16 protein-coding genes and 2 pseudogenes are annotated in these 15966 nt (G+C 70.9%); 3 read left to right on the top strand and 15 right to left on the bottom strand.

Annotated elements, in window-relative coordinates; genetic code table 11:
- Positions 1–21: 21 nt before the first annotated feature.
- Positions 22–1329 carry an ABC transporter substrate-binding protein gene (locus AB0K15_RS42765; RefSeq protein WP_364065190.1) on the bottom strand — a complete coding sequence of 436 codons (1308 nt, stop codon included), beginning with the start codon at positions 1327–1329 and terminating at the stop codon, positions 22–24.
- 164 nt (positions 1330–1493) lie between these two features.
- On the opposite strand from AB0K15_RS42765, the gene AB0K15_RS42770 reads away from it, so the two are divergent.
- Positions 1494–2198 (top strand): FadR/GntR family transcriptional regulator, encoded by a 705-nt coding sequence (locus tag AB0K15_RS42770; RefSeq protein WP_364065193.1) that lies wholly within the window; start codon positions 1494–1496, stop codon positions 2196–2198.
- A gap of 3 nt (positions 2199–2201) precedes the next feature.
- Here AB0K15_RS42770 and AB0K15_RS42775 read toward each other — a convergent pair whose 3' ends face one another.
- Genes AB0K15_RS42775 through AB0K15_RS42790 form a run of 4 tightly spaced genes read right to left on the bottom strand, consistent with a single transcriptional unit; the run spans position 2202 to position 4451 of the window.
- Positions 2202–2600, bottom strand: coding sequence for a DUF4232 domain-containing protein (locus tag AB0K15_RS42775; RefSeq protein ID WP_364065197.1), 399 nt, complete (start codon positions 2598–2600; stop codon positions 2202–2204).
- A gap of 19 nt (positions 2601–2619) precedes the next feature.
- The gene (locus AB0K15_RS42780; protein WP_364065204.1) at positions 2620–3219 is read right to left on the bottom strand and encodes a TetR family transcriptional regulator; all 600 of its coding nucleotides are present in this window, start codon (positions 3217–3219) and stop codon (positions 2620–2622) included.
- A gap of 37 nt (positions 3220–3256) precedes the next feature.
- Entirely contained in the window at positions 3257–3949 is a 693-nt protein-coding gene (locus AB0K15_RS42785; RefSeq protein ID WP_364065207.1) for a hypothetical protein, read from the bottom strand.
- A complete protein-coding gene (locus tag AB0K15_RS42790; protein WP_360598036.1) occupies positions 3942–4451 on the bottom strand; it encodes a SigE family RNA polymerase sigma factor in 510 nt (169 codons plus the stop codon). The genes AB0K15_RS42785 and AB0K15_RS42790 overlap by 8 nt, the downstream gene beginning before the upstream one ends.
- Positions 4452–4588: 137 nt before the next feature.
- Between AB0K15_RS42790 and AB0K15_RS42795 the strand changes: the two genes are divergently transcribed.
- Together AB0K15_RS42795 and AB0K15_RS42800 are read left to right on the top strand one after the other, a co-directional pair.
- Positions 4589–5608: a GntG family PLP-dependent aldolase gene (locus AB0K15_RS42795; protein WP_364065210.1), complete on the top strand. Its 1020-nt coding sequence runs from the start codon at positions 4589–4591 to the stop codon at positions 5606–5608.
- A complete protein-coding gene (locus AB0K15_RS42800) occupies positions 5605–6183 on the top strand; it encodes an HAD family phosphatase (protein ID WP_364065213.1) in 579 nt (192 codons plus the stop codon). The genes AB0K15_RS42795 and AB0K15_RS42800 overlap by 4 nt, the downstream gene beginning before the upstream one ends.
- Positions 6184–6664: 481 nt before the next feature.
- Here the strand turns inward: AB0K15_RS42800 and AB0K15_RS42805 are convergent, their stop codons facing one another.
- The 10 genes and pseudogenes from AB0K15_RS42805 to purD all read right to left on the bottom strand — a co-directional run bounded on the left by AB0K15_RS42805 (position 6665) and on the right by purD (position 15671).
- A complete protein-coding gene (locus AB0K15_RS42805; protein ID WP_364065216.1) occupies positions 6665–6850 on the bottom strand; it encodes a hypothetical protein in 186 nt (61 codons plus the stop codon).
- A gap of 122 nt (positions 6851–6972) precedes the next feature.
- Positions 6973–8139 (bottom strand): pyridoxal phosphate-dependent aminotransferase, encoded by a 1167-nt coding sequence (locus tag AB0K15_RS42810; RefSeq protein WP_364065219.1) that lies wholly within the window; start codon positions 8137–8139, stop codon positions 6973–6975.
- Between the two features lie 109 nt (positions 8140–8248).
- A pseudogene (locus AB0K15_RS42815) lies at positions 8249–8464 on the bottom strand (transglycosylase SLT domain-containing protein); the annotation flags it as partial.
- A 1701-nt stretch (positions 8465–10165) separates the two neighbouring features.
- Positions 10166–10474, bottom strand: a pseudogene (locus AB0K15_RS42820) (WXG100 family type VII secretion target); the annotation flags it as partial.
- A 61-nt stretch (positions 10475–10535) separates the two neighbouring features.
- Positions 10536–10847: a hypothetical protein gene (locus AB0K15_RS42825; protein ID WP_360598049.1), complete on the bottom strand. Its 312-nt coding sequence runs from the start codon at positions 10845–10847 to the stop codon at positions 10536–10538.
- 143 nt (positions 10848–10990) lie between these two features.
- On the bottom strand, positions 10991–11749 hold the full coding sequence (locus AB0K15_RS42830) for an ESX secretion-associated protein EspG (protein WP_364065223.1): 759 nt from the start codon (positions 11747–11749) through the stop codon (positions 10991–10993).
- Positions 11746–13335 carry a hypothetical protein gene (locus AB0K15_RS42835; protein WP_364065226.1) on the bottom strand — a complete coding sequence of 530 codons (1590 nt, stop codon included), beginning with the start codon at positions 13333–13335 and terminating at the stop codon, positions 11746–11748. The genes AB0K15_RS42830 and AB0K15_RS42835 overlap by 4 nt, the downstream gene beginning before the upstream one ends.
- 9 nt (positions 13336–13344) lie before the next feature.
- Positions 13345–13950, bottom strand: coding sequence for a DUF3558 domain-containing protein (locus AB0K15_RS42840; RefSeq protein ID WP_364065229.1), 606 nt, complete (start codon positions 13948–13950; stop codon positions 13345–13347).
- Positions 13931–14320 carry a PE domain-containing protein gene (locus tag AB0K15_RS42845; protein ID WP_364065232.1) on the bottom strand — a complete coding sequence of 130 codons (390 nt, stop codon included), beginning with the start codon at positions 14318–14320 and terminating at the stop codon, positions 13931–13933. Before AB0K15_RS42845 ends, AB0K15_RS42840 begins: the two co-directional genes overlap by 20 nt.
- Before the next feature lie 85 nt (positions 14321–14405).
- Positions 14406–15671 (bottom strand): phosphoribosylamine--glycine ligase, encoded by a 1266-nt coding sequence (gene purD, locus AB0K15_RS42850; protein WP_364065235.1) that lies wholly within the window; start codon positions 15669–15671, stop codon positions 14406–14408.
- Positions 15672–15966: the final 295 nt, after the last annotated feature.

A 15966-nucleotide genomic window follows, 5' to 3' on the forward strand; every position in this document is an offset into this window, starting at 1 on the left:
GGAGCTGCGAGCACTGCCATGTCAGGACTGCCCCTGCCAGACCTTCGCCGCGGCCGTCTGCCAGTCGCTCAGGATCGAGTCGAGCTCGTTGGGCTTCTGGATGAAGCGGATCAGGGCGGCGTCGGCCGTCGGCTGCAGCGCGTCGGAGGAGTCGCGGTTGAAGAACTGCGTGAGCTCCTTGGCCTCGTCCAGCATCTTCTTGCCCTTCAGAACCAGCGGCGTGCCGGAGTTCTTCGCGGACGGGTTCGCGGGCAGGACCGTGCCGGAGGAGTACTTGATGTAGAGCTCCTGCGCCTCGGCGGTGGCCACGTACTTGAACCAGTCCTTGACCTCGGCCTGGTGCGGCGTGCGAGCGCTGGCGAAGAAGCCGTCGGTCGGGCCTTCCTCGGCGACGGGCACGCTCGGGTCGAGGATCGGGAACTGGAAGAAGTCGAGGTCGTCGAGCGCGTCCTTCGGAGCGGCGTCGGCGAAGTAGGTGCCGGTCAGCACCATGCCGGTCTTACCCTGCAGCAGCACGGTGGTGGCGTCCTGGAACGCGAGCGCCGTGCCGTTCGGGTCGGTGTAGGGCAGCACCTGGCGCCACGGGTCGAAGATCTTCTTGACCTTCGGGTCGTCGAAGCGGCCGCGGCCGGCCAGCAGGTCGCGGTGGAACTGCGCGCCGTTGATGCGGATGTTGAGGTAGTCGAACCACGCCGAGGCGGTCCACTGCGTGCCGCCGCCCGCGCCGAGGCCGATGGGCGCGATGCCCTTGCCCTTCAACGTTTCGCACAGCGCGAGGAACTCGCTCCAGTTGCTCGGCGGCGTCACGCCCCACTTGGCGAAGTTGGACTTGCGGTAGAAGAAGCCGCACCAGTAGTAGGTCATCGGCACGAACACCTGGTGGCCCGCGCCGTCGCCCGAGAGGCTGCGCATGGCCGGGGAGTAGTTGCCCATCGTCTGCCACACGTCGCCGACGTCGAGCAGCAAACCCTTCTTCGCGTAGCCCGACAGCAGCGAACCCGGGTACCACGTGAACGTGTCGGGCGGGTTCGCCGAGGTCAGGTAGCTCGGCAGCTGGGTGCGGAACGTCTCCGACGCGACGGTGTTGACCGTCGCGGTCGCGCCGCCCTTGTCCCCGAACGCCTTCGCGAGCGCCTCGATGGCGACCTTCGCCTGCGGCGAGGAGAGGTTCGACTGGACGGTGACCGCACCGGCGGCCTGTTTCACCGGACCGTTGGAGGCCGAGGTGGCGCACGCGGCGAGGAAGCTGCTCGAACCGAGCGCGCCCAGGCCGACGAGGCCGGCGTTGCGCAGGAAATGACGGCGGGACAGGCCTGCTGCAGTCGTCATCGCTGTGACCCCTTTGTCTGAATGGAGCGTCGCTCCCCTGCGGGGGAGTGACTGCTGGCACAGACTTGCAACCGGGCTGGCGGCTGTCAAGATGTATTCATAATTTATGACGTAATCGCGTCCGAGGTAGGATGACTCCGCACTGCCGACTGAGGGGACCTCCATTGTCCGAACACCGGCCCCGCGGTCTGCACGGACAGACCGTGGAGACGCTCGCCGCCCGGATCCTGTCCGACGAGTGGGGCGAGGGCACCGTGCTCGACCTGCCCGCGCTGCGCGAAGAGCTCGACATCAGCCTCACGGCCTTGCGTGAGGCGCTGAAAGTGCTGGCAGCCAAGGGAATGATCGACGCCCGGCAGAAGCGCGGCACCTTCGTCCAGCCGCGCGACCAGTGGAACATGCTCGACACCGACGTCATGCGCTGGCAGACCGCGGCCAGCGACAACCCGGGCCTGCTCGACGAGCTGACCGAGGTCCGCACCGTCGTCGAACCCGCCGCCGCGCGCATCGCCGCGGAACGCGCCGACCCTGTGGATCTCGCGGCTTTGCAGGCCGCCCTCGACGACATGACCACCGCCGGCGACGACCCCGAAGCCAGCGTCCGCGCCGACCTGACCTTCCACCGCGCCCTGATGACCGCGACGCACAACAACTTCCTCCTGCAGGTCGAGCGCGTCATCGCCATCGGCCTGGCAGAGCGCGACAAGCTGGTGCACGGCTCGGGCCCCTCGGACAACCCCGTGCCCTCCCACCGGAAGGTCCTGGACGCGATCCTGGCGCGCGACCCGGGCGCGGCGGAGAGCGCGATGTTCGCGTTGGTCACGAAGTCCCGGGACGACTTGGACAAGGCGAAGAAGTCGCGGCGGTAGGGCTCAGCCGAGCGAGGTGAACCAGCTCGAGCTGAGGTTCGCCGGCGCAGGGCTCGTGCACTCCGGCTGCCGCGGGCCTTCGACCGTGACCACGGTTTCGCCGCCGTCCCAGTGCACGATCGCGCGATCGCCGGCCGGGGCGCCGCACCAGCTGCGCCACGAGACGGGGGCGGAAGCGCGTGCGCCGGGCTGCAGCACGACGTGCGAGGGGTGCCGTAGCTCCAAGGTCACGATCATGTCCAGCGGCAGCGGCGAGCCGTCGCGGCCGAGGGGGCGGACGCCTGGCTTTACCCCGATCCGGCACGTCCGCGAGCCGACGTTCTCCACGACGACCGTGCCGCGCAGGCCGGTGCCGGAGGGCTCCCAGCTCGGCGAAACAGCGAGTTCGTCAGGGCCGCCCAAGGGAATGTCACTCGTGGGCTCAGCTTTGCGCCAGCGCGGCCTGCAACATCCGCGCCGCCGCGGCTCGGGGTGCCGGGTCGATCGCGATCAGGGCGTTCACCACCGCGCCGTCCACCAGCGCGACCAGCTTCTCCAGCTCCGCCGCGGACACCGGGGTGCCCGAGCGGGTGAAGATCTCCAGCAGCAGCTCGTTCAGCTGATCCGACAACGTCCGCATCAACGGCCTCAAGTACGGCCGCCGGCCGGTGGCCACCAGGCGTTCGTAGCGCAGCAGCACCGCTTCGGCGTCGGCCTCCGGGTCGCCGGAGGGCGGGCCCAGCAGGAGGTCCAGCACCAGCTCCACGGTCGCCGAAACGCCGCGGTTGCGGGTGGCCAGCTCCTCCAGCTGCTGCCGTCCGTTGGCCAGCTCCACCTGCGAGTGGTGCTCGACCGCCGCGGTCACCAGGTCCTCGAGGGAGTCGAAGTAGTACGTCGTGGACGCGAGCGGCAGGCCGGCCCGCTCGGCGACGGCCCGGTGGCGCACCGCGTCGAACCCGCCTTCGGCCAGCAGCTCCGCCGCGGCTTCGACGAGGGTGGCTCGCCGGCGCTCGCCCTTCGGGGTGGTTGCTGCTGCCGTCATGGCCGGTCATTCTGCCAGCCGCGCCATCAACCGGCCGTCAGAACCGGGGGGCGAGCGAGGCGGCGAAGCGCGCCAGGTCACCGGCGTACGGCGCGGGGTGCCCGAACGTCCCCGGCACACTCACCAGCACGAGGGTCCCACCCGTACCGGTGGCAGCACGCGCGGTCACCGCACCGGCCGATTGTGCCGGGTACGTCACCGGCGCCCCGCGCGGGAACACGGCCGCGGAGATCGAGCCGTCCGGCAGAGGGAACCCGGCGCCGCGGGAGCCCGTCGTACAGATGCTGCCCTGGGAGGCTTGCGTGGCGGTGAAGTGGCCTGGGAGCTCGCCAGCGAGGGCTGTGGCGAGCTCCCAGTCCACCTTTTCGCACCCGGAGGCGCCTTCGACCCGAGGGCCGGTCCTCCCGTCTCCACTGCCTCCCTGCTGAGGCGGCAGACCCGGGAAGTTCCCCTCCCCAGTACCCCAAGGACGCGCAGCCGACACACCGGGTTGCGTGGGAGCTTCAGCCGAATTCATGACAGCGGCGGAATCGGGCTTATCGCCCGTACCGGCCACGAGCCCGTAAGCGCCGAAGCCCACCAAAGCCAGCACGACAGCGCTGCCACCAGCGGCGATGCGGTTGCGGCGACGCAGCGTCAGCCGGCGCGACTCGCGGACGACGTCGTCCTTCGTGAACGTGGCGGGCGGCACCTCGCCGGGCAGGGTGGAGAACAACTCACGCTCATCCATTGGCCTCCACCTCCCGTTCCAGCACCTCTCGCAGGTTCGCCAGCCCCCGTGCGGTCTGACTCTTCACGTTGCCTTCGCTGCAGCCCAGCGCCTTCGCCGCGGCGGTCACGTCCAGGCCCTCGAAGAACCGCAGCACGAGCACCGCGCGCTGCTTCGGCGGCACTTCCTTCAGCGCCGCCAGCAAGTCTTCCCTGGTCGCGACGCGTTCGGCCAGGCCAGGCGCGTCCGACATCGGTTCCGGCATGACCTCGGCCTGCCACTCCCGGCGCCACGGCCGGCGCGACTCGTCGATGACGGCGCGCACGAGCGTTTTGCGCACATACGCGTCGGTCGCGGCGCGGTCCCTGATCTTCTTCCACCTCCGGTGCAGGGCGACGAACGCCGTCTGGGCGAGGTCGTCGGCCTTGTGCCAATCGCCACAGAGCAAGTACGCGGTCCGGCGCACGGCGTCCCGCTTCGCGGAGAAGTACTCCGCGAACTCGTCTTCGTCGCGCTGGTCCACGCGGTCTGCTGCTCCGCTCTTCTGCTCATCCGTCCTCAAGGACGGAACCGGGGGCGTCCACGGTTGCACGAGACCGCCGATTCCCTCCACCCCCTGCCGCATTGATCGCGCGGGTGGCGGTGTGATGTGATCGCGGCGTGACCTCGACTCCGCTCGATTTCCGCTCCGACACCGTCACCCGCCCGGATCGGCGCATGCGGGCCGCCATGGCCGAGGCCGAGGTCGACGACAACGTGATCGGCACCGACCCGACCATCGCCCAGCTCGAAGAGCGCGCCGCCGCGACGCTCGGCATGCCCGCCGCGCTGTGGACCCCGAGCGGCACCATGGCGAACCTCATCGCCCTGTCCGTGCACCTCAAGCGCGGTGACCGGTTCCTCGCGACGCGCGGTGCCCACGTGCTCACCAACGAGCTCGGCTCCGCCGCGTGGCTCGCCGGCGGCATGCCCGACATCCTGGAGCACGACGCCGGCCCCGGCCGCCCGACGCCCGACCTGCTGCGCGCGTCGATCGGCAACCCCGGCCCGTACTTCACCCTGCGCACCACGCTGCTGTGCCTGGAGAACACGCACAACGCGGCCGGCGGCGCCGTCACCCCGCCCGAGGAGCACGCGCAGCTGGTCGCCGTCGCGAAGGAAGCCGGGCTCAACGTCCACCTCGACGGCGCGCGCATCTGGCACGCGTCCGTCGCGCTGGGGGTGCCGCCGGCGGCGCTGACCGTCGGCGTCGACAGCGTGAGCGCGTGCTTCAGCAAGGGCCTCGGCGCGCCGGTCGGCTCGGTCGTCGCCGGCAGCGTCGAGTTCGTGGAGCAGGCGCGCCGGATGCGCCAGATGCTCGGCGGCGGCGTGCGCCAGGGTGGCATCCTCGCCGCGGCCTGCCTGGTCGCGCTGGAGAACGTCGGCGAGCTGGCCGAGACCCACGAGCACGCCCGGCGCCTGGCCGCGGGCCTGGCCGAGCACGGCTGGGGCGTCGCGACGCCGGACACCAACATCGTGCTCGCCGAGGTCCCCGACCTGGGTGTGGCGCTGGAGTGGCTCGGTTCGCTCGGCATCCAGGCGCTGCCGATGGCCGGCAAGGTGCGCTTCGTGCTGCACCGCGACCTCGAACCCACCGCCGTCGAAGACGCGCTGCAGCGCATCAAGGCGGGCTCGCGATGAATTGGACCGTCTTCGACTACGGCGAGGTCCTCTGCACGCGCACCACCGCGCTGCCGAAGCTCGCCGCCACGATGGGCGTGCCCGCCGAGGACTTCGAGCCCGTGTACTGGGCGGTGCGCGAGCCCTACGACCGCGGGTCGAGCGACCTCGAGTACTGGACGTCGATCGGCGACCGCTTGGGTGCGCGCGTGGACGACACGATGTCGGAGGAGCTCACGGCCATCGACGTCGCGGGCTGGTCGAACCTGGCGCCGTCGTCGCTGGAGCTGCTCGAAGCGCTGTCGGAAGCCGGGGCCGCGCTGGCGCTGCTGTCGAACGCGCCCTCGTCGTTCGGCAAGTGGGTGCGCGAGCAGGAATGGGCGAAGCTGTTCCGCGTCACACTGTTCTCGGGCGACGTGAAACTCGCGAAGCCCGATGCCGAGATCTTCCGGCTGCTGCTGGAAAAACTCGAGGCGAAGCCGGAGGAGTGCCTGTTCTTCGACGACCGGGAGTCCAATGTGGAGGGAGCGCGCGCCGTCGGCATCCGCGCGCAGCTGTGGGACGGCGCCGAGGCCGCCCGCGCCGCACTCGACTGAACCCGCACCCTCGACGAACGTCACGACGCCGGCCGGAGTGGCGCGGGTCCCCTTGGTCCACTGTGGTCAGTTCCACCGGAACCACCTTGGCCGCGAGCTGGGCGCCGCAGGAAGCATCACCCAGCAGCATCGACTTCGCGCCACGGCGGTGCGGCTCGGCGAGCGCGGCGCTGGTGTCGGTGTCGAACGTGTCGAGCGGTCCCGTGCTCTGCTGCGCGGCGCCGTGCCCGCGGTCACCGGACCTTGGCTCGATCGCCGGCAGGTGGAACCCGTCCGACGTGGTGAGGCCGAATACCTGCTGGTCGAGCCGGTCGGTGGTGGTCCTCGGTCCTTCCTCGGCGGAGCGGTTCGCGCTCCACGGTGGCGGACCGAGGTGAGGAAGCGATGAGCATCAGGTCAGAGTGCGGATAGGCCGATGCGGCGCCCAGCCGTCGTGGCCGGTCGCCGCACCGGAGGTCGCGTCCCCCTGAAGCCCGAGCGGTCAGCGCCCGATGCGCCTCGCGTCCTTCTTGCCGCTGATCGCGCCGTAGGCCGCGGTACCCAGGAACACCGCGCCGCCGATGATCGCGATCCACAGCACGGCCTTGAAGACGAAGCCGATCACCGCGCCGAGGACCATGAAGGCGATCCAGGCGACGATGAGCCCTCCGACGATCTTCCAGAACATGGCTCCTCCATGACGTTTCCGCGCCACGCCGGCCCGGTGCTGTCCAGCGTGCCACCCGCGGCGCGAAAACTCTCTCCGTCCAGCCAACGTTCAGGGGGATATCGGGGTTCCCCCTGACCGGTTCACCTGAGCCATTCCCCCAGGCGACGGACGCCTTCGTCGACGTCCTCGGTGGCCCCCGCGAACGAGAACCGCACGAACTTCCCGCCGTCCACCGGGTCGAAGTCCACCCCCGGCGCGATGGCCACCCCCGTGTCGGCGAGCAGGCGCTGGCACCAGCTGAGGCTGTCGTTGGTGTACGCGGAGACGTCGGCGTACGCGTAGAAGGCCCCTTCGGCGGGGGCGAGCTTGTCGAGACCGATTTTCCTGAGCCCGGTGAACAGCCGATCCCGGTTGCGGCGGTAGTGCTCCACGTGGGCGTCGGCCTCCGCGTACGACTCCGGCGTGAACGCCGCGACGGCCGCGTGCTGCGCGATCGCGGGCGGGCAGATCGTGAAGTTGCCCGTGAGCACGTCGACCGCCCGGTGCAGCCGCTGCGGCACGAGCATCCAGCCCAGCCGCCAGCCCGTCATGGCGAAGTACTTCGAGAACGAGCCCAGCACGAGCGCTTCGCGGCCGTACTGCCACGCGCAGTCGAGCTGCTTCTCGTAGGAGATGCCGTGGTAGATCTCGTCACTGACCAGCTGCACGCCGTGCGACGCGCACCAGCCGGAGATGGCCGCCAGCTCCCCGGGCGGCAGGACCGTGCCCGTCGGGTTGCTCGGGCTCGCCACGATGAGGCCGTCCAGCGGCCCCAGCTCGTCGAGGAGGTCGACGGTGGGCTGGAAGTTGGTCTCCGCGGTCGTCGCGAACTCCACGACCTCGCAGCCCAGGACCTTCAGCAGGTTCCGGTACGCCGGGTAACCGGGCCGCGCCATCGCCACGCGCGCGCCCGGGTCGAACGCGCTGAGGAAGCTCAGCAGGAAGCCCCCGGACGACCCGGTGGTCATCACCACGTCCTGCGCGCTGACATCGACGTCGTACGTCTTGCGGTAATGCCCGGCGACGGCCTCCCGCAGCTCGGGGATGCCGAGCTGCTCGGTGTAGCCCAGCGTGTGCTCGTCCAGCGCCGCTTTGGCCGCCCGCCGCACCGCTTCCGGCGCGGCCGCCGACGGCTGCCCCGCCGCCAGCGACACCAGGTCCCCGTGACTGCGCTGCCTCGCCTGCGCCGCGGACAGCACGTCCATCACGTGGAACGGGGGAACGCCGGCCCGCAACGCGGGCCCACCGAAAGCACCGATGTCGACCATGCGGCCAGGCTAACCCGGCACCGCTCGTGAGCGACGGTCGCCGCTCACGAGCCGCGCTTCCCGGCGCTGCTTTCGGGCTCTGCTGTCGTGCCGTGCTTCGGGGTTCCGCTCAGTACCCGCGGTACGCGCCGCCGTGCGCCATCGCCGCGATGCCCGGCACGTTACTCATCGAGCCGTACCGATCGAGCGAATACCGCACGCCCGCGATGATGTTGTCGACCGGGTTGTAGATGTTGTCGTGCCCCGGGAGCTTGTGCGCTTGGAACGTCGAGTCGATGCACTGCATCAACCCCTTGGACGGGTGCCCGGCGGCAGCATTGGAGTTGCCGGTGAGGAAGACGTGGTCGCCGTCACGCGCGGTCCAGGTGCCGAGCTCGGTCGTCACGCACCAGACGTCGGCGCGCCCGGCCGGCTCACGATGCAGGAACGCCCCGGTGACCACCGGGTTGTTCGCTCGCACGGCGGCCTCGAGGCGCCACGTCTCGTGCTCATCCGTGCGGTCGGTGACCGACACGCGCGGCCGGGCACCGGAGAGGTAGACGGCCAGCGTGATCGCCTCGAGCACCTCACCCGGCGCCTGGTAGATCGTCACCTTCGGCTTGGTGTACCCGGGCCGCAGGTGCCGCGTGCCCTCCGCATCGGTCACGGCTTCGAGCCACGCTTCGCGCTGTGCGGTCGACATCGCCAGGACCTGGCGCACAGCCTCAGACTTGGGATTTCCCGCGCGGCGCAACAGATCCTGCGCGTAGTCGTGGTCGATCCGGAACTGGTGCCGAGGCCCGCAGCCACCGCGGTCGTCGACGTAGACGGCGTGCGGCACGCCGTCCAGCAACTCGCACAGCTTCCCGATCATGTCCGGTTTGGACTGCGCGATGGAGACAGCCGGCCGATGGCGACGGGTCTCGACGTGGCCCTCGCCCGCGATCCAGCCGAGAATCGCCGCCTCGCGCACCGTCACGTCGAGCGCCGAATCGGTGTCGGCGGGCGCGGCGAGCAGGATCCGGTCACGACTGCCGACTTCGGCTGTCGTCACGAAGCGAACTTCGTCGGTGTGGACGTTGCGCTGCGCTTCCGCGACCACGCCGTGGATCTTGCCGCGGTGCACAGCCACGCCGTTCGCCGGCGCGGTACGCGTGCGCGGCGCCCAGCCACACTCCGGACAGATGATCGGACCGTCCTTGGCGACCGCGACCCGCGGCAGGTTCAGCCAGCGGTGGTTCGGCGTGGCGGTCGCCGCCCAGCGCGAGGTGGCCAAGGTGACCAGCGGCGCGTTCTCGTGGTGGACGACGCGCGTGACGCGGGTCCACTCGCTGCGCCGGGTCTGCGGGTTGTAGCCGATGGTCTCGTCGCCGACCTCGACGTCGTGGTGCTTCAGCAGCCCACGCCGCGTCAGGATGGCCGTGTCCAGCGGCACGCAGTCCCAGTTGTTGATCGCGTTCGGGTTACCGCCCGATTCGTGCTGGATGATCGCCCAGATGTTCTTCACGTCGGCTTCCGTGACGTTCACGCCGTTGGCCTGAAGGATCTTGATGGCCTCGTCGATCCATTCCTGCACATTGCCCGGTGGCGGGGACGCGGGCGGGCCGCCGCTGGGGCCGAGGCCGCCACCCCCGCCACCACCGCCGCCGCCCCCGCCCCCGCCACCGTGGTGGGACGAGGTGTGGAGGCCGCCGGTGCTCTGGGGGACGGTGCCGTCCTTGCCGGGCAGGGGGACCTTGTCGTAGCCGCCGTCGATCTGGGTCTTCATGAGCGTCTGCGACTGGCCGATCATGGTGTTGGCCTGGGTGAGCAGACCCTGGACCTCGCCGTCCCACTGCGTGGTGATGCCGTTGATCGCGGTTTTCGCCTTGGCCTTGATCTCGTCGGCACTGGGGCTGGGCGCGGGCTTCTTCTCGTCCGCGGCCGTCTTCGCGGCGGCTGCCGCGGCGTTCATGTCCTTCTGCGCCTGCTGGTTGACCGCGTTGACCGCGTCTTCGGCGCCCTGGAGCTTGTCGTGCGTGACCTTGGACTTGATGTCGGCGAGGTTCTTCGCGAGCGTCGTCAGGTCGTTCGCCACATCGCCGAGGTGCGCCTCGACCTTGGCACCCGCGCTGCGAACCGTGCGCACGTAGTCGAAGAACTTGTCGGCCGCGTCGCCGGACCAGACGCTGCTGTCGAGCGCCTTCGTGGTGTTGTCCAGCGCCTGCGAGTGGTCGGCCGCGTCGGTGGCGGCGCCGCGGAACTGGTCGGCCGCCTTGTTGATGGCGTCCACGTTGAGCTTGGCGACCTGGTCGACCTTGTCCGTGAACGCTTTCCAGTTGTCCGGAGTCCCGGCACCGACCCCATCCAAAGCCACTTGTCGCTCCCCCTGCTTTTTCTTTCCCGCGAGCCTGCTTTGTCCTATTTGCGGCAGTGCCTCAGTTGTCGACGTGGACCGTCAGGTCGCTCTTGCCGACCTCGTCCATTTCGGTCATCAGACCGGCGGCCTTGCGCATCGCCGAGGCGAGCGCGTCCATGTGCTGGCCCGCGGCGTCGAACTGACTGTGCACACCGTTCTTGAACTCGCCGACCGCGCTGTGGGCGTCCTGTGAGCCGGGCATCCCGCCGAACGGGCTGTCCTTTTCGTGGTCCATGCCGGTGAGCTTTTCCTTGGACTTCTGGTATTCGTCCTTCAGCTTCTCGACCTGCCGCGCCGCAATGGCCATCGAGTCGACGTCGTAGACAGCCACGGTCCGCTCTCCCCTTCACGAAAACCATCATCCGACCGATCAGACGTGGGCATGACCAGGTCGGTTCCCGACCCACTTTAAGACCTCGGCGGCGCGCCCGGTACGGATCTTCGACGAATCCACCCCGGCGTGCCAGGAATGGTTCACAAAGCGGCCTGCAGCTCCCGCACCCGCTCCACCAGCACCGCGTTGTCCGCCGGGGTGATGGTGGCCCACGTGCGGCCGTCGGAGTCGTCGGTGAGCTGGAAGAGGTAGCGGCCCGCGTCGGTGTCGAAGAAGGCCGTGGGGTGGGGCGAGCGACGGACGGTGCCGTCGCGGAGGGTGCGTTCGGCGGTGAACTGGCCGCGGGCTTCCTGGCCGAGCAGCATGCCGGCGAGCTCCTGGGCTTCCCACAGGGCGAGGCCGCGGTCTTCCAGCGCCGTGACCAGGGATTTGGGTTCGCCGCCGGCTTCGGCGTCGGCGGCGACGAGGGTGGCGTGGGGCACCGAGACGCTCTGGCCGAGGCCCGCGGAGAGGTCGCCGGCGACGGGGACGGCGGCTTCGGCCAGCGCGCCCTCGTCGGCGGGGATGAGCCAGACCTCGTCGCGATCGACGACGGCGAGCACGGCCTGGCTGCCGCGGCTGACGGCGCGCCCGTGGATCTCGCGGTCGGCCCAGACCCAGACGTCGAGGGCGTACTGCGGGCGCGACAGCAGGTGCAGCTGGTCGAACAGCTCACCCGACGCGCGGCGCCCGCGCGCAAGGCGGCGGCGCGAAAGTCCCTCCCACACCTGTTCGATCAACTCGGCGCGTTCGGAACGGGTGCGGCCCGGCGAAGGCACGCCGAGCGCGGCCGGGCGGCGGCCCAGCTCGAGCGACTCCCACAGGACGTCGAACTCGAGCGTCGAGAGCACGAGGTTCACGCGTCGTCGCCGATCACGTCGTCGGAGACCAGGCGGGGGTCGGTGAAGAGGTCCCTGTCGTCGACGCCGAAGTGGCGCACGTGCTCCGCGTCGTCCTCGTGCTGCGTGGCCGCGGGGGCGAGGAACTTCGCGTCGCCCGAGGGCTGCTTGGGCTCGATCTGCTCGGTCTTGCGCAGCGCGATCGCCTCTTCCTCCGGCAGCTCACCCACCGGCAGCGGACGCACAGGCCCCTTCGACGGCGCACCACCGAAACCCTGGCGTGGACGTTCGCGATCACCGGCCAGCGCGCCACCGGCCACGCCCGCGCCCAGCGCCGCGGCACCCGCGCCGAGCTCACCGGCCGACGCACCCGCCGGCGGCGGCACGGCGGGACCGCCCACGCTCTCCTCCGGCACGACGGGTGACTGCGGACCGCTGCCGACCATCCGGCCCCGGCTCAACGCCGGGTCGCCACCACCGGTCCCACCGGCAGTCCCACCGACCGGACCGCGGCCGAGGACGGCGTCGGGCCCGGTCGACGAGCCACCCGGGGCAGCACCACCGGAACCAGGCCCGGGACCACCGGCAAACCCACGACCGACGCCGGGCTGACCCTCGAAACCAGGACCACCACCCCGGACCGGCCCACCGAAGCCGGGCCGGCCAGGCACCTCCGGCTGACCGCCGCCCCGAGGCAGTTCCCAGCCAGGCGGAGGCGGCGGCGTCGAAGGCCGGCCGGAAACGGGCGGCGCAACAGGCGGCACCGGCCGCCCGGGAGCCGAAGCCGGCGCCGTGTACCCAACCGACCCGCCCGAGCCGCCTGAAGCAGCCGACCCACCAGCCCGCGGCGGCACCGCGATCCCATACGCCGGCGTCGGCGGATCCACCGCCACCCGGTTCGCCACCGGCTGCACCACCGGCGGATCCACGTGCCGCGACTGCACCGACGCCGAAGCCGGCCGCACACCACCGTCCGGCGTCACGTCGACCGCCGAACCCGCCAGGTCGAGCACGCTCTTGCGCCCGTCCGGCTGTGTCATCGACAGCGACTGCGGCTGGCTCAGCGGCTCCGACGACAGCAGGTTCTCGCCGCTCTGTTGCGCGTACGCGTTCAACGCCTCGAGCGCCTGGCTTCGCGCGTTCTGCGCGGCGTCGACCGCCGTCGCGTGGTCGGTCTCGAAGCCGATGAGGCTCAGCACGGAGTCGCCGAGCGTGTAGCCGCCGGCGCCCTTCATGAGCGTGGCGGGGTCGGGCAGCTTGAACTTGGTGCGGTTGAAGGCCTCGCCCTGCGCGAAGAGCAGCTCGGCGGTGTTCGACACCTTCCGCATGGCGTCCTGGGAGAACCCGGCCTGGTCGGTGAACACCTGCCCGGCCGCGCCGCCCGCCTGGCTCTGCCACTCGACGCCGAGCTGCGTCAGCTGCGTGCGCAGCGCCTGGTCGGTCTCGGCGAGCGCGGTCGCGACGGCCTTCAGCGCGTCGACGGCCGTGCCGATGCTGCCGATGCCGTCGCCGTCGGAGAACTTCCGGATCTCGTCGGCGAGGGACGTGTCCGTCCAGCCGTCGAAGCGCTGGTCGCGGATCTTGCCCGCGAGGTCGGCGATCTCCACGCGCCCTCCCTAAGTCCGTGTCTTGAGGTATTGCAGCGCCAGGTCGGCCGCCTGCGTCGCCTGGTCGCACAGCTGCTGCTGGGTGAACGCGCCGGCGGTGACCGCAAACGCTTGCGCCGCCAACGTCTGGCCCTTCGCGACGCCGACGAGCACCTCGCAGTCCGAAGGCGTGCCGGCCGCGCGGTAGTTCGTGAGCGCCGGGTAGCCCTCGACCGCGAACGGCGCCGTGGTCATGCTGTTCTTCCGCCGCGCGCCGGTGAGCCACTCCTGCAGGTCGGCGGTGACGGTGCGCAGGTGGTACGCGTGAAACGGCTCGGTCTTGTCCGCGTCGAACACGCACGTGGGCCCGTCCTGCGGATCGGCGGCCTTGCGCGGCACGGCGTTGACCTGCAGCTCGTCGAGCTGCGCCTGGCCCAGCAGGTCGCACGGGTCGACGCCGGTGAGCGAGAGGTCGGCCGGGCGCGGCGGCAGCTGCGAAGCCTTCGCGGCCTGCGAAGCCGAGCTCACCGCGGTCGGCACCGGCACGGCCGTGCCGGCATCGCCGGACGAGCACCCGGCCGCACCGAGCGCGAGCAGAGCGCCCGCGGACAGAGCCCTAGTGAATGCCGTGCGCACCACGGTCCCCGAACGCCGCGGCCTTGTCGTCTTCACTCGCCTGGTACGTCTGCGCCGCGCCCCGCAGCTGCTCGCCGAGGCGGCGCAGGTTGGCGACGTACGCCCGCGCTTCAGCGGCGTAGGAGTGATCACCGTCCGCGACGATCATGTTCCACGCCGCCACGGAGTTCACGCTCACCGTGTCGGCCGAGGGCGTGTCGATGCGCAGCTCGCCCAGGCGCGTGAGCAGCTTGTCCTCGAGCGCGTTGGCCTGCTCGTCGACGGCCTTCGCCACGTCCAGCAGCTTCTCCGGCGCCACGATGAGGTCCGCGACGCCGGGCGCGGCCGGGACGGACGACGCCAGGTCGGACAGCGGACTGCTTCCCGCCATAACGGCTCCCCCTCGGTGATACGGACAGTGACCGTTCGGTCCCGCTACGAGGCTACCAACCGCCGGGTGATCGGGAGGCGGAAACTCAGGCGTTCACCGGCATGGTGATGTCGCCGTTGGCCGCCTTGAGCGCGATGTCGGTGCGGTGGTGCGAGCCCGCGAGGTGCACGCGCTCCACCGTCTCGTACGCGTGCTTGCGCGCCGACTTGAGCGACTTGCCCGTGCCGACCACGGACAACACGCGCCCGCCCGCCGACACCACGGCGCCGTCCTCGCGCCGCCGCGTGCCCGCGTGGAGCACGCCCTCGAGCTCGCCACCGGTGATCACGTCGCCGGTGCGCGGCTTGCCGGGGTAGCCGTCGGCCGCGATCACGACCGTCACGGCCGCGCCGCCCGACCACTCCAGCGGCGGCTGCTTCGCGAGCTTGCCGGTGGCCGTCGCGTGCATGAGGCCGGCCAGCGGCGTGCGCAGCAGCGCCAGCACGACCTGGGTCTCCGGGTCGCCGAAGCGGCAGTTGAACTCGATCACCTGCGGGCCCTCGGACGTCAGCGCGAGGCCGGCGTAGAGCAGGCCGGAGAAGGTGGCGCCGCGCGCGTCGAGCTCGTCGACCACGGGCTGCACGATGCGGGCGACCACGTCGTCCACCAGGTCTTCCGGCGCCCAGGGCAGCGGGGCGTACGCGCCCATACCGCCGGTGTTCGGGCCCGCGTCGTCGTCGCCGACGCGCTTGAAGTCCTGCGCGGGCAGCAGCGGGACCACGGTGCGGCCGTCGACGAAGCAGAACAGCGAGGCCTCGGGTCCGTCCAAAAAGGATTCCAGGAGGACGGGGTGGCCACCGTCGAGGAGCATCAGGGCGTGCTTGCGCGCGACCTCGACGTCCTGCGTGACGACCACACCCTTGCCGGCCGCGAGGCCGTCGTCCTTCACGACCCAGGTGGGGCCGAAGCGCTGCAGCGCGGCGTCGAGGCGCGCCGGCGTGTCCACGACCTCGCTGCGCGCGGTGGGGACGTTCGCGGCGGCCATCACGTCCTTGGCGAACGCCTTCGAGCCCTCGATGCGCGCGGCCGTGGCCGACGGTCCGAAGCAGGCGATGCCCGCCTTCCGCACCGCGTCGGCGACGCCCGCGACCAGCGGAACCTCGGGGCCGACCACCACGAGATCGGCCTTCCATTCGCTCGCCAGGGCAGCGACCGCTTCGGGATCAGCCGGCTCGACACCCATCTGCTCGGCGACCGCGGCCGTCCCGGCGTTGCCGGGCGCGCAGGCGAGCGCGGTGACGGCGGGATCGCCGGACACCGCGAGGACGAGTGCATGCTCCCGGGCGCCGGACCCGATTACCAGTACGCGCACGCCGAACAGCGTAACGGGCTCGGGTCGGCGTGGGCATTTCGCCGTCCGCGAGCGGTCTCCGCGTTGCTGTCCGAAAGCGGATTCCATGCACCGTTTACCGGCTTGTCAGCCGTCTGTCCGCCCTGTGCCGCTCAGCGGACGCTTGCGGCCGTGAGGGTGGCGGCGGGCGTTGCCAAACCGGCCGAAAGTAGGCGGTACCGGACTGGCGGCCGCCTTCCTGCCGCCAGTTTCCGCCGTGACTGTGGTCGGATTGGCAATAAACGGCACAGTGTGGCAAACCCGTCGAAAAGGACGG

This window comes from Amycolatopsis sp. NPDC049253 (genome assembly GCF_040678995.1).
Lineage (GTDB): Bacteria > Actinomycetota > Actinomycetes > Mycobacteriales > Pseudonocardiaceae > Amycolatopsis.

Excerpts from the sequence above, each read along its gene's own strand:
- AB0K15_RS42765 (WP_364065190.1), bottom strand. The coding sequence starts at position 1,329 with ATGACGACTGCAGCAGGCCTGTCCCGCCGTCATTTCCTGCGCAACGCC.
- AB0K15_RS42780 (WP_364065204.1), bottom strand. The coding sequence starts at position 3,219 with ATGACGGCAGCAGCAACCACCCCGAAGGGCGAGCGCCGGCGAGCCACC.
- AB0K15_RS42785 (WP_364065207.1), bottom strand. The coding sequence starts at position 3,949 with ATGGATGAGCGTGAGTTGTTCTCCACCCTGCCCGGCGAGGTGCCGCCC.
- AB0K15_RS42800 (WP_364065213.1), top strand. The coding sequence starts at position 5,605 with ATGAATTGGACCGTCTTCGACTACGGCGAGGTCCTCTGCACGCGCACC.
- AB0K15_RS42805 (WP_364065216.1), bottom strand. The coding sequence starts at position 6,850 with ATGTTCTGGAAGATCGTCGGAGGGCTCATCGTCGCCTGGATCGCCTTC.
- AB0K15_RS42810 (WP_364065219.1), bottom strand. The coding sequence starts at position 8,139 with ATGGTCGACATCGGTGCTTTCGGTGGGCCCGCGTTGCGGGCCGGCGTT.
- AB0K15_RS42845 (WP_364065232.1), bottom strand. The coding sequence starts at position 14,320 with ATGGCGGGAAGCAGTCCGCTGTCCGACCTGGCGTCGTCCGTCCCGGCC.